Raw genomic sequence first — 12,712 nt, 5'->3', positions numbered from 1 at the left:
TAATCTTAAAATGTAATATTAATAAGTGTGGCACTTTAGCTTGTTGCAACATCCTTTTTGTAAAGTTTATAAAACAAGGTTGGTAAAAACCCAAAATTAAAAAGTATAAACCCTATAAAAATTAAGATGCCTGCATAAGGCCAATGCATGATTTTAAATAATGATGCTGTACTTAAGGTAAAGATGGCTAAAAAGCCTAAAACATAAACTGATTTTTTCATTTTTTGATTGATTTTAATGTTAATATTAATATTGATATTTAAGTGATTGGTCTTTGTGTTTATTGTAAAAATACAATGGTAAGGTTAGTAGTATTAAACAAATAAACCCTATAAAAATTAGCACAGTAGCATAAGGCCAATGCATGATTTTAAATAGACTACCAGTAGCTATAAGCATTGCTGTTATAAGCTGTAAAATGGAGAGTAATCTTTTTCGGTTTTTAGAGGACTTAAAATACAGTTGTGCATTGGTTTCTCTTTGTATTTGATTAATGTGTAAATAACCACCAAATTGCTGGATAGCGTTTTTGTAGGCTTGATCAAAAGTGATGTCTTCTGCTTGTTCTATATAACTACATATATGATCTAAAATGTCTTCTTTTAAATCTTGATTTTTTAAACCATACAACTTTAAATTGTTTGAAATGTAGTCTACCTGTTGGTCTGTTAGTCTCATTTTGCAGTTGGTTTAGGGTTAAATATTAGCGACAGGGTTTTTATAAAATCATTAATCTGGTTGGTTTGGTCTGCAATAACTTGTTTACCAGATTTTGTTACAGAATAGTATTTACGTACACGTTTGCCTATATAAACTTTTTCTGTTTCTAACACATTTTTACTTTCTAGCTTGTGTAAAATAGGGTAGAGAGCACCTTCAGAGATGTCTATTTTACCTTTTGTTAGTTCTTTTACCTTTTGGGTAATTTCATATCCATACATTTTATCATGCTGACTTAATAGCTTTAAAATGATGGGTTGTAATGTTCCTTTTGTGAGTTCTTTGCTATACATATGACAAATATACATTTTTTTTAAATACATTTTAATAAAATGTATTATTTTTTTCGTGAACATAAAAAAACCACCTATAACTAGGTGGTTTTTGATTTCTGCGAAAGCGATATTTTTTTAGTTTTTAAACGATAGTCTTTTTTCGTTTAATTTTTTTAGATATACTTTTTGAAGTTTGCTCCATAAACCAGAAGTCATTTTAGCTACATATCTTTTGTCGTCTTTTCTGTCTAATACATTAAACTTTTTTACTTTACCATATTTGGTCTCTAAGTCATTATTAACATAGTCGTATGTAATATAATCGTAATCAAAAACAAATCTATAGGATTCAGTATCTTGATATTTACTGTTAGAAGCTAATTGCTCTGGTGTGATAAAAAGGTGTTTTCCGTTGTATATTTTTTTAACATTTTTCTTTAAATACTTATTATAACTTTTATGATGTAAAAGAAATAAAACGGTTGTTTTATCTTGTCCAAATTGTGGTGGAATAGCACCTTTCTCTTCAGTTATATGTTTGTTAGCTTGTCCTTTTACTATTGCACCACAAGATGACATTAAAGTTAATAATGTTACTGAAATGATAGTTAAGAAATACTGTTTTAGTTTAATCATGACTTAAGAATAGGTTTTAAAATTGTTTATTACTTTATAAAACGAAGGTAGTAGTTTTTATAGGTTTTTTAATTTCCGCTTAAGCGAAAAATTATTTTTAGGATATGATTCTTTGTTTATACTTGTATTGTGTAAGGTGAAATACTTATAATAACAACATAAAAATAAAAAAGTGTGAGCCCTATTTGGTCCACACTTTTTCTAGCTATCAATTAACTTTTAAGGGAAGTTGTGGCAAAATTACTGCTTTGATATCTAGAAAAAATTGATGTATGGTAACTAATTTAATGTTTGGCTAATTTTTTTACGGATTCTGCTTAGACTTTGTGTGGTAATACCTAAAAAAGAGGCTATGTGATAGTTTTTAACTTGAGACTCTATGTTTGGATATGTGCGTTTAAAATTAATATAGCGCTCTGTAGCTGTCTCTGATAGGTTAGATAAAATACGTTTTTGAAATGCTGCAAAAGCACGCTCTAATTTTTTTATAGAATAGCTTTCTGTACTTGGTGCCTTTTGGTATAGCAACTTTTTATCTTTTAATGATAATTTGTAGACTATAGCATCTTGAAGTACTTCTATATGCATTATGGATTTAGCAGTAGAGAAATAGGCTGTATAATCGCTAATCCACCAATCTTTTACCCCAAACTGTACGGTATGTTCTTTTCCTTGTTTATCTATGTAAAATGATCGTAAACACCCTTCTTTTATAAAATACTCAAAGTGTACAACGTCATCAGGCTGTAATATAATATCGCCTTTTTTATAAATTTCTTTTGTAAAAAGTCCTTCTACTAAAACCGTTTCTTGTTTAGAAAATTGAAGACCTTTAAAAATAGTTTTAATATCTATTGGTTTTTTAGACATGGGTTGGTTATTTGGTCTCTAAAAGATATTAAAATATTGGTTAACAGTTATATAGCGTCGACGTTTTATGTTAAATATTAGTTGAATGGATAACGTTGTATTAAAAAACCACCTAAAATAGGTGGTTTTTTAATTTCCGCTTAAGCGAAAAAATAATCTTAGGATAGAGATTCCTTTTTTTTAAAGGAATTCAGCTGCGTTTATTTTAATAAATCGTAACTACGGTTTATAAAGTCACTTAACTCTTTACCTTTTAGTAAGCCTTGAGATAAACGTGCTAAATCTAAACTTTGTGTAATTAAACGTTCTTGTTTTTTCTTAGTCTTGGTATTTAAAATCTCATTAACCAAATCAGAATTAGTGTTTACAATCAAGTTGTAAATTTCTGGCATATTACCAAACATTTGCATTCCGCCTCCACCACCAGACGCTTGCATCTCTTTCATACGACGCATAAATTCTGGTTGAGTAATCATAAATGGTGTAGCATTACTATCTAATGCGTCTAATTGTACTGTAAATTTTTCTGAAGGGATTACAGATTTTAAAACTTCGTCTAAAGCTTTAGTTTGTTCTTCGTCTAACTTAGAAATTGCAGTGTCTTCTTTTGCAATTAATTTTTCAACAGAATCTGCATCTACACGTGCAAATGATATGTTTTCCTTAGTGCTTTCTAATTTTTGCATTAAATGCGAAACAATAGGACTGTCTAATAATAACACCTCATAACCTTTAGCTTTTGCAGCTTCAATATAACTGTGTTGGCTGTCTTCATTACTTGCATATAGTATAACTAGCTTACCATCTTTATCTGTTTGATTAGCTTTAATTTTGTTATATAACTCTTCATAAGTATAGTGTTTACCATCTACTGTTGGATATAATGCAAACGCGTCTGCTTTTTCAAAAAACTTGTCTTCAGATAGCATTCCGTATTCAATCACGATCTTAATATCATTCCATTTAGCTTCAAAATCCTCGCGATTGTTATTAAACAACGATTTTAATTTGTCTGCTACTTTACGAGAGATGTAAGAGCTAATTTTTTTAACTGCTCCATCTGCTTGCAAATAACTACGTGATACGTTTAAAGGTATATCTGGACTATCTATAACACCACGTAGCATAGTTAAAAACTCTGGTACAATACCTTCTACATTATCTGTTACGAATACTTGGTTTTGATAGAGTTGAATTTTGTCCTTTTGCATAGACATATCCTGAGTCATCTTTGGGAAATATAAGATACCTGTTAAGTTAAAAGGATAGTCAACATTTAAATGAATATGAAATAATGGATCTTCAAATTGCGAAGGATATAACTCTCTGTAAAAACTTTTGTAGTTTTCATCCTCTAATTCTGTTGGTTGTTTTGTCCAAGCAGGATTAGGGTTGTTTATAATATTATCTACTTCTTGTGTTGGAGCAGCATCTTCTTCTTTAGCACCTTCCGGTTTAGGAAGTGTTTCTGTTTTTGTTCCAAATTTAATTGGAATAGGCATAAACTTGTTATACTTACTTAATAAGCTACTAATACGAGCGTCTTCTAAAAACTCTGTCGAGTCTTCTGCAATATGAAGGATAATTTCTGTTCCTCTATCTGTTTTGTCATGTGCTTCTAAAGTAAACTCTGGGCTACCATCACAAGTCCAATGTGCAGCAACAGTATCTTCTTTATGAGATTTTGTGATAATTTCTACCTTTTCTGCAACCATAAAAGCCGAGTAAAATCCAAGACCAAAATGTCCTATTATTCCAGAATCTTTTGCACTGTCTTTATATTGATCTAAAAACTCCTCAGCTCCAGAAAATGCCACTTGGTTGATATATTTTTCAACCTCGTCTGCTGTCATACCTAAACCTTGGTCGATAATATGGAGTTTTTTACCTTCCTTATCTATTTTAATTTCAATAATTGGGTTTCCGTATTCAGATTTAGATTCTCCAATACTTGCTAAATGCTTTAATTTTAAGGTCGCATCTGTACCATTACTAATTAGCTCACGTAAAAATATTTCGTGATCACTGTATAAAAATTTCTTGATTAACGGGAAAATGTTTTCAACCGAAACATTAATACTTCCTTTTGCCATGATTTTATAATTTATTTTTTGTTATTTCCGCTAAAGCGAAAAAATCTATTATTAATTTCTGTTTTTGTAATAGTCAACAAAAATGCCAATTAATTAAAGGTGACAAGATGGCATTTAAAACTATATTATTTTGTACCTTTATTTTGACTATGGAAAACAATATAAAATCATTAATACCATTACTTAAAAGCTTAATTTTAGGTGCAGAGGATGAAGACATTAATGCTTTTTTAAAAATATGTAACCTTGTTGTTCTTAAAAATAAGGAGGCAATTATTAAGTCAAATAAAAAAGGGACAAAAGCCTTTTTTATTTTAAAAGGTACCATTAGAGGGTATTTAATCAATAATAAAGGAGTAGAAAAAAATATTTTTCTAAGACCTACTTATACATTTATGGGTGCGCCAAATGCCTTGTTTAATGAAGAAGTGTCTAAATATACTTTTGAGGCTATTGGAGAAACCGAACTTTTAGTTTTTGAGTTTAATGATTTAGAGAGTTTGGCTTTAAAAAATCCAACCATTTTAAAATTTTATTTATCTGCTTATAAAGAGATTGTACAGACACTAACCTATAGGATAGAGTCTATGATAAATAAAATGCCAGAAGATCGTTATGAGGATTTACTTCAAAAAAGTCCTCAGTTTTTTAAAACGGTTTATCATAAAGATATTGCTAATTATTTAGGAATCACACCTGTGTCTTTATCTAGAATTATGAAAAGAAAGTTAGAAAAAAAATAAATCTTAACAATTGTAAATTTTTTTAGAATTTACAATTCATATATTTCACCATCAATTATTAGGAATTTTATAATAAAACCATATGTTTTTTATAAAATCCTCAATAAAACAAATTAATGGTGAGTATCAACAAGTTAATAGCATATTTGGGATTGTTTTTTATGGCTTTGGCTATAGTGTCATGCGGAAAAGATGGTCAAAACAAAGTTCATTTTGAATCAAAAGTTAATTCTACACAAGATTTAAAAGAACATTCAGAAGAGTTTGAAGAGCAAATAATTAAAGTTTCTGATAATATATATGTTGCAATTGGCTTTGGATTGGCTAACTCTATTTTAATAGAAGGGACAGATGGTGTTGTGATTGTAGACTGTATGGAATCTACAAATACAGCAACTAAAGTTAAAGCTGCTTTTGCGAAAATTACAGATAAACCAGTTGTTGCTATAATATACACACATTTTCATCCAGACCATACGTTTGGAGCTAAAACGATGGCTGGAAGTGATAATCCAAAAATTTACGCACACGAAACTACCCAACTACATATTGAAAAATTGGTTAATGTTATTAGACCAATCATTACAAAACGTAGTTACAGAATGTTTGGTAATTTATTAGATGAAGACGCTTTAGTTAATGCTGGAATTGGACCTTTTTTAAAATTAGACGAAGAAGTAAGTTGGGGTGTTTTAAAACCAACACATGTTTTTGATAAAGAACTTAATATTGAAGAGGCTGGTATAAAAATGAAACTGGTACATGCACCAGGAGAAACAGACGACCAATTATTTGTTTGGTTAGAAAACAAGAAAATACTTTTGTCTGGAGATAATATCTATAAAACTTTTCCTAATTTATATACCATTAGAGGTACATCTTACAGAGATATAAAAAAATGGTCTGCAAGTATAGATAAGATGCGTTATCTAAATCCAGAAATTGTTATACCAAGTCATACCAAGCCAATTACTGATAAGGATAGTGTGCAAACCATACTTACAGATTATCGTGATGCTATCCAGTTTGTACATGACCAAACCATTAGGAATATTAACTTAGGATTAATGCCTGATGAAATTGCAGAGAAAATTACTTTGCCAGAACATTTAGCAAAATCGCCATATTTACAAGAGTTTTATGGTAAAGTTAATTGGTCAGTAAAATCTGTTTTTAATGGTTATTTAGGATTTTTTGATGGTAATCCATCCACGCTTTTACCTTTAGCTGTTAAAGATAAAGCCGAAAAAATGGCAGAATTAGTAGGAGGTCACACTGCTTTATCCGATAAAGCAACTCATGCATTTAATGATAAAGAATACCAATGGGCTTTAGAGTTAACAGACTACCTATTACAACTGAATAAAGACGATCAAAAGGCAAAAACGCTTAGATATGATTGTTTAATAAAGCTAGGCGAAACCAATTCTAATCCAAACGCGAGACATTACTATTTAACAAGCGCGTTAGAATTAAAAGGGCTAGAAATTAAAAACCAACCAGCAACTGCTGAGGTTGCAAAACAATTAACACTAAAATCTATTTTTGACGGAATGTCTGTTAATTTAATTCCAGAAAAAAGTCTGGATCAAAATAAAAAAGTAAATTTTTATTTTCCAGATGTAGAAGAGTATTGGTCTGTGCAAGTTAGACAAGGAGTTGCAGAGATCCAAGCTTTTAAAATTGAAGGTGCAGATATAGAAATTGAAATGGAATCCGAGAATTGGAAAAGATTAGCAGCAGGAGTCGATGGTGGATTAGGTAGCTACTTTTCTGGAAAAATAGATTTTAAAAAAGGAACTCTTCTAGCTTTTAAAAGCTTTTTTGATATGTTTAAAAATTAACTAACTAACTAACTCAACCTAAATAGTATTATTTATGAAAACAAAAATTATTAAATTAAAAAAAGCAGCACTGTTATTTATACTGTTGTTTGGTGTGCAATCTTTTGCGCAAACCGTTGTTAACGGAAATGTAACAGACGCTAGTGGTATACCATTACCAAGCGCAAATATTGTTATTGATGGGACTACTACTGGAGTAGCATCAGATTTTGATGGTAATTTTACATTGTCAACTTCAGAAAAGCCACCATTTACTTTAAAAGTAAGTAGTGTTGGATTTGAAACAAAGTCTGTACAGGTCACAAAATCAAATCAAACACTAAGTATTGTGTTAAATGATGATAATACTTTAGATGAAGTTATTATTTCTGCGTCTAGAAAACGCGAAAAAATACAAGAAGCACCTGCAGCAGTAAGTGTTTTAACCTCCAAAAAAATGGAAGCCTATTCTACAGCTAACCCAGTTATGGGATTAAAAAACTTGACAGGTGTTGATGTTGCTCAATATGGTGTAGGAGAAGGTAAAATTAACCTTAGAGGAAAATCTACAGCATTTCAAACAGAAACGTTTGTTATTGCAGATTACAGAAATGTCTCTATTCCAAGTTTAGGTGCAAATCAATATGGTCAAAACCCAGTGGATGCGATAGATTTAGATCGTGTTGAGGTTATAAAAGGACCTGGAAGTGCATTGTATGGTCCAGGAGTAGAAGCAGGAGTTGTTCACTTTATTTCTAAAAGTCCATTTAAAAAACAAGGATTAACGTTTAGTTTAGGATTAGGTAATCAACAACAAGTGCAAGCTGCATTTAGATATGCTGAAGTTTCTAAAAACGAAAAATTAGGTTTTAAAGTTACTGGTTTTGTAAGAAGTGCAGAAGATTTTGAAATTGATGATCCAGAAGGGTTAGCACGTATTTCTGATGATGCAACTCAAATATTTAGTTCTGTAACAGGAGAAAATCTAGGGATCTCTGAAATTCCAGATTATGATACTAAAAGTTATGGTTTTACAGGAACATTAGAATATAAGATTAGTGATAAAACAACACTTGTTGGTACAGGAGGATATAGTAAGTCTGAAGGATTAATTAGAGTTGGTCAAGGTGAAGGATACTCTGAGTTACCAAGACCTTTTGCTCAGATAAGATTACAATCTGGCGGTTTTTTTGCTCAAGCTTTTTGGTCTAAGCAAATTGGTGGAGATGACACATGGTTATATCCTACAGGAACAACACAATATAATGATATTAGCCAATACGAAGGGCAAATGCAATATAACTTTGATGTGTTAGATAATAAATTAGACCTAACTGTTGGTACAGATTATAGATTAAATATAACAGATTCTAAAGGGTCTCTTTATGGAAGATTTGAAGACGATGATGATTATACAATATATGGAGCTTACTTACAAGGTAAATATAAAGCTACAGATAAAGTAGATTTAATTGCTGCTGGTAGAGTAGACAGGTTTGAGGCATTAGAACATACATCATTTTCTCCAAGATTAGGAGTTGTTTATAAGCATGATGAAAACCATACTTTTAGAGCAACATATAACCATTCTACAGGAGCACCAGTTGCCTTAAACTTATTTACAGACTTTCAAGTTGGTGCAGCTATTGGAGGAACAGTTCCTGTTTGGTTAAATGGTGGTGCTGATGAACTAACGTATAGCGACGGAAATGCGTATATTTTAGGTGGTGGTTTAGGAGCAGTGCCAAGTGAATTACCAATAGCAGGATTGTATCAAGTGGTAGCGCAGAATTTTGCAGGATCTCCTTTAGAGCCTTATATAAATTCATTGTTACCACAAATAGCAGCTTCAGGATCAACAACAAGTCCTACAGCTTTTGGACCAGTTTTAGAAAGAGGTAAATTGGAACCGTCTATATCTAACCAATTTGAAATTGGTTATAATGGACGTGTTACAGATAAGTTAAGAGTTACAGTTGATGCGTATTACAATAAAAGAGAAAAGAATTTAACTGCTACTGTACAATCGTCTCCATTAATTGGATATGCTACAGCAGGACAAGATTTACATGATGCAATTGCAGCTGTTGATAATTCAGGTATTATTCTTCCAAATGGAGCAACTATTGCTCAGACATTTCAAGCAGGATTAGAAACATTAACTTTAAACGCTGATGGTTCTACTGCTGTTGTAGGTTTTTTAACAGCAGATCAGTCGCCAAATAATGTTATTGACCTTACATTTTTTAATATCGAATCTGTAGATTATTTTGGAGTAGATTTAGGTTTAGATTATGCTTTAACAGATGATGTGTCTTTATTTGGAAATGCTTCTTGGATTAGTAAAAACTATTGGGAAGAGATTAATATATTAGGAAGCGATCAAAAAGTGCCATTTGCATTAAATGTTCCAGATTTAAAGGCAAAATTTGGTGTGGATTATTTACCAGAAACAGGGTTTTCTGCAAATGTAGCAGCACGTTACAGAAGCGAGTTTGAATCTGTTAATGGTTCTTCTTGGACAGGAACTAACGATGCTTCAACAGTGGTTGATGTTAGTTTAGGATATAAGTTTAATGATAATTATAAGTTTAACTTATCTGTAACAAATGCATTTGATCAAGATTACAGACCTATAACTAATGCACCATATGTTGGACGATTAATTTTAGGAAAATTAACAGTTCACATTGATTAATAGCGCTAATTTTAAAAAGGAATAGGCTTTATCCTATTCCTTTTTTATTTATTTAATATGACTCAATTAGAATACGATTATATTATTATTGGTAGTGGTTTTGGAGGTTCTGTTAGCGCATTACGTTTAAGCGAAAAAGGCTATAAAGTATTAGTTATAGAAAAAGGTAAATGGTTTAAATCAGAAGATTTTCCTAAAACTAATTGGAATTTAAAAAAATGGTTATGGCTACCTCAAGGTGGTTTGCATGGGTTTTTTAAAATGACTTTTCTTAATCATGTTACAGTACTTTCTGGTGTTGGTGTTGGTGGTGGTTCTTTAACCTATGCTAACACATTACCTATCCCAAAAGAAGAGTTTTTTAAGTCTGGTAGTTGGGCAAGTTTAAATACTTGGCATACCACTTTAAAACCTTTTTATGATACTGCCTATAAAATGCTTGGAGCTGTTAAAAACCCAAAATTAGATGCTGCAGATTTAGTTGTAAAACAATTAGCAAAAGATATTGGAAAAGAAGATTATTTTGAAGCTGCTAAAGTAGGTGTGTATTTTGGTGAAGCAGGTCGTACAGTAAAAGACCCTTATTTTGACGGTAAAGGACCAGACAGAACGGGTTGTGTGCATTGTGGTGCTTGTATGACAGGTTGTAGATATAATTCTAAAAACACATTAGACAAAAATTACTTGTATTTAGCGCAGCAGTTAGGAGCAAAAATTATAGCAGAAAAAGAAGTATACGATGTCTCTCCAATTGGTAATGCAGATGGATCTGAAGGTTATACTATTTCATATAAAAATAAAATAGGGAAACGTAAAAAGGAAACCGTAACAACCAAAGGAGTTATTTTTTCTGGAGGAGTTATGGGTACTGTTCCTTTGTTGTTAGAATTAAAAAAGTCATCATTACCAAATTTGTCAGATCGTGTAGGTAGTAATGTAAGGACAAATAACGAGTCCATAATGTTATTGACTTCGACAGAAAAAAACCATAAAGATTTTTCTAAAGGGTTAGCAATTGGTTCTATTCTACATACAGATGAAAATAGCCATTTAGAGCCTGTACGATATGGAGAAGGGTCTGGTTTTTTTAGAGCCTTAACAATTCCTACAATACATAATAGGTTTGCTTTATTTAGAATTTTAGGAATCTTTGGACTAATTTTAAAACAACCTTTAAAGTTAATAAAAACCATATTTGCAAAAAATTATGCAAAACGAACAACAGTATTGTTGTTTATGCAAACTTTAGATAGCACATTACAAATAAAAAAAGGCAAGTTTACCAGAATGAAATCTGTAACCGAAGAAGGTAAAAAACCAAACGCATTTATACCTGAGGCATTAGATATCGGGAAGCGTTTTGGTAAAATGGTAAAAGGAATTCCGTATGCAAACTTTACAGATGCTTTGTTAGGTACACCAACAACTGCTCATATTTTGGGTGGATCTGTCATGGGAAAAGATAATAAAGAAGGTGTAATCGATAAAAACTGTAATGTTTTTGGATATAAAAATATGATGGTTTGTGATGGATCGATGATATCAGCAAATCCAGGAGTAAATCCATCATTATCCATAACTGCCATTTCAGAATATGCAATGAGCAACATACCAAATAAAGCTTAAAATGACGTTATTTAAAAAAGAATCTTCATTATTACAATCCTTAACACTGCCTTGTGGAACTGTCTTAAAAAACAGGATAGCAAAAGCAGCAATGACAGAACGTTTAGCAGGTAAAAACCATTATGCAAATGCTAAACTTAGCCATTTGTATGGTAAATGGTCAGATACTGGAGCAGGATTGCTTATAACAGGAAATGTAATGGTAGACAAACGCTTTAAAGAAGCGTCTGGAAACATAGTTGTAGAAGATGAAAGCGGATTAAAAGCCATGCAAGAAATGACTAAAGAAGGTACCAGAAATGGTAATCATCTTTGGGCACAAATAAGTCATGCAGGAAGACAGTCTACTATTTTTTCTACATTTAAACCTATTGCACCATCAGCTGTTCAGTTAAAAAAAATGATGTTGTTTGCAAAGCCAAAAGCAATGACAGAAGCACAAATAGAAGACGTTATTAAACGGTTTGTTACTACTGCTTCTATTTGTAAAAAAGGAGGATTTACTGGTGTGCAAATACATGGAGCACATGGTTACTTAATAAGTCAATTTTTATCTCCAAAAACCAATTTAAGAACAGATCAGTATGGAGGAAGTATTGAAAATCGTTCAAGGGTTTTATTCGAAATAATTAAAAAAACTAGACAAGCAGTTGGAGCAGATTTTCCTATTGCAGTAAAATTGAATTCCGCAGATTTTCAAAGAGGTGGTTTTAATGAAGAAGATGCACTTTATGTAATTGAAAAATTACACGAATTAAAAATAGATTTGTTAGAAATTTCTGGAGGAACTTACGAGAATATTGTGTTTTTAACAAAAAGGAGCGAGCGTGAATCTACAAGAAAACGTGAAGCTTATTTTATGGATTTTGCTGAAAAGATAAGACGTGTCACAAAAATACCATTAATGGTAACTGGTGGATTTAGAACCATTGATTTTTGCGAACAAGTTTTAGATAATAATGAATTAGAAATGATAGGTTTTGCAAGACCTTTTTTAGCAGACCAAAGCTTTCCATCGTCTTTTGTTAATAGAGATTCAGAACGTATCAGTGATGCTAAATTCAATTTTAAAATAAAACAAATGGCAGATTTTGCCGAAGCTGGATTTTACGATTATCAAATCCATCAATTAGCTAAAAACAAACCACTAAAACCAAATTATAGTCCAACCATTGGCATTTTAAGATTCTTAAAAAACGAATTAGTAAAGGGATGGTTCTAATCAATT

Annotated in this window: 11 protein-coding genes; 5 read left to right on the top strand and 6 right to left on the bottom strand. The window is 31.3% G+C overall.

The genetic code is table 11. The features are described from left to right. Positions 1 to 35: 35 nt before the first annotated feature. The 6 genes from SJY17_RS14550 to htpG all read right to left on the bottom strand — a co-directional run bounded on the left by SJY17_RS14550 (position 36) and on the right by htpG (position 4,594). A complete protein-coding gene (locus tag SJY17_RS14550) occupies positions 36 to 221 on the bottom strand; it encodes a hypothetical protein (RefSeq protein WP_397363296.1) in 186 nt (61 codons plus the stop codon). A gap of 25 nt (positions 222 to 246) precedes the next feature. Further along, the gene (locus SJY17_RS14545) at positions 247 to 678 is read right to left on the bottom strand and encodes a hypothetical protein (RefSeq protein ID WP_397363295.1); all 432 of its coding nucleotides are present in this window, start codon (positions 676 to 678) and stop codon (positions 247 to 249) included. Next, complete coding sequence (locus SJY17_RS14540; RefSeq protein WP_397363294.1) at positions 675 to 1,013, bottom strand: PadR family transcriptional regulator; 339 nt, start codon at positions 1,011 to 1,013, stop codon at positions 675 to 677. The genes SJY17_RS14545 and SJY17_RS14540 overlap by 4 nt, the downstream gene beginning before the upstream one ends. A gap of 117 nt (positions 1,014 to 1,130) precedes the next feature. Continuing rightward, the gene (locus SJY17_RS14535) at positions 1,131 to 1,631 is read right to left on the bottom strand and encodes a hypothetical protein (RefSeq protein WP_397363293.1); all 501 of its coding nucleotides are present in this window, start codon (positions 1,629 to 1,631) and stop codon (positions 1,131 to 1,133) included. A 279-nt stretch (positions 1,632 to 1,910) separates the two neighbouring features. Then, a complete protein-coding gene (locus tag SJY17_RS14530) occupies positions 1,911 to 2,501 on the bottom strand; it encodes a Crp/Fnr family transcriptional regulator (RefSeq protein ID WP_397363292.1) in 591 nt (196 codons plus the stop codon). A 200-nt stretch (positions 2,502 to 2,701) separates the two neighbouring features. Then, on the bottom strand, positions 2,702 to 4,594 hold the full coding sequence (htpG, locus tag SJY17_RS14525) for a molecular chaperone HtpG (protein WP_397363291.1): 1,893 nt from the start codon (positions 4,592 to 4,594) through the stop codon (positions 2,702 to 2,704). A 149-nt stretch (positions 4,595 to 4,743) separates the two neighbouring features. Here htpG and SJY17_RS14520 point away from each other — a divergent pair, with 149 nt between their 5' ends. The 5 genes from SJY17_RS14520 to SJY17_RS14500 all read left to right on the top strand — a co-directional run bounded on the left by SJY17_RS14520 (position 4,744) and on the right by SJY17_RS14500 (position 12,706). Next, a complete protein-coding gene (locus SJY17_RS14520) occupies positions 4,744 to 5,337 on the top strand; it encodes a Crp/Fnr family transcriptional regulator (RefSeq protein WP_397363290.1) in 594 nt (197 codons plus the stop codon). Between the two features lie 119 nt (positions 5,338 to 5,456). After that, a complete protein-coding gene (locus SJY17_RS14515; RefSeq protein WP_397363289.1) occupies positions 5,457 to 7,181 on the top strand; it encodes an alkyl sulfatase dimerization domain-containing protein in 1,725 nt (574 codons plus the stop codon). Between the two features lie 34 nt (positions 7,182 to 7,215). Continuing rightward, a complete protein-coding gene (locus SJY17_RS14510) occupies positions 7,216 to 9,858 on the top strand; it encodes a TonB-dependent receptor domain-containing protein (RefSeq protein ID WP_397363288.1) in 2,643 nt (880 codons plus the stop codon). Positions 9,859 to 9,915: 57 nt separating this feature from the next. After that, complete coding sequence (locus tag SJY17_RS14505) at positions 9,916 to 11,484, top strand: GMC oxidoreductase (protein ID WP_397363287.1); 1,569 nt, start codon at positions 9,916 to 9,918, stop codon at positions 11,482 to 11,484. Position 11,485: 1 nt separating this feature from the next. Further along, positions 11,486 to 12,706 carry an NADH:flavin oxidoreductase/NADH oxidase family protein gene (locus tag SJY17_RS14500; RefSeq protein WP_397363286.1) on the top strand — a complete coding sequence of 407 codons (1,221 nt, stop codon included), beginning with the start codon at positions 11,486 to 11,488 and terminating at the stop codon, positions 12,704 to 12,706. The last annotated feature ends 6 nt before the right edge of the window (positions 12,707 to 12,712 follow it).

It is taken from the genome of Olleya sp. R77988, from assembly GCF_044594215.1.
In the GTDB taxonomy this organism is placed as follows: domain Bacteria; phylum Bacteroidota; class Bacteroidia; order Flavobacteriales; family Flavobacteriaceae; genus Olleya.
The sequence above is the reverse complement of the archived record's forward strand: the minus strand, read 5'-3'. Positions and strand labels throughout refer to the sequence as shown.

Coding starts and splice junctions, on each gene's coding strand:
- SJY17_RS14520 (WP_397363290.1), top strand. CDS start 4,744: ATGGAAAACAATATAAAATCATTAATACCATTACTTAAAAGCTTAATT.
- SJY17_RS14505 (WP_397363287.1), top strand. CDS start 9,916: ATGACTCAATTAGAATACGATTATATTATTATTGGTAGTGGTTTTGGA.
- htpG (WP_397363291.1), bottom strand. CDS start 4,594: ATGGCAAAAGGAAGTATTAATGTTTCGGTTGAAAACATTTTCCCGTTA.
- SJY17_RS14510 (WP_397363288.1), top strand. CDS start 7,216: ATGAAAACAAAAATTATTAAATTAAAAAAAGCAGCACTGTTATTTATA.
- SJY17_RS14540 (WP_397363294.1), bottom strand. CDS start 1,013: ATGTATAGCAAAGAACTCACAAAAGGAACATTACAACCCATCATTTTA.
- SJY17_RS14530 (WP_397363292.1), bottom strand. CDS start 2,501: ATGTCTAAAAAACCAATAGATATTAAAACTATTTTTAAAGGTCTTCAA.
- SJY17_RS14535 (WP_397363293.1), bottom strand. CDS start 1,631: ATGATTAAACTAAAACAGTATTTCTTAACTATCATTTCAGTAACATTA.
- SJY17_RS14550 (WP_397363296.1), bottom strand. CDS start 221: ATGAAAAAATCAGTTTATGTTTTAGGCTTTTTAGCCATCTTTACCTTA.
- SJY17_RS14545 (WP_397363295.1), bottom strand. CDS start 678: ATGAGACTAACAGACCAACAGGTAGACTACATTTCAAACAATTTAAAG.
- SJY17_RS14500 (WP_397363286.1), top strand. CDS start 11,486: ATGACGTTATTTAAAAAAGAATCTTCATTATTACAATCCTTAACACTG.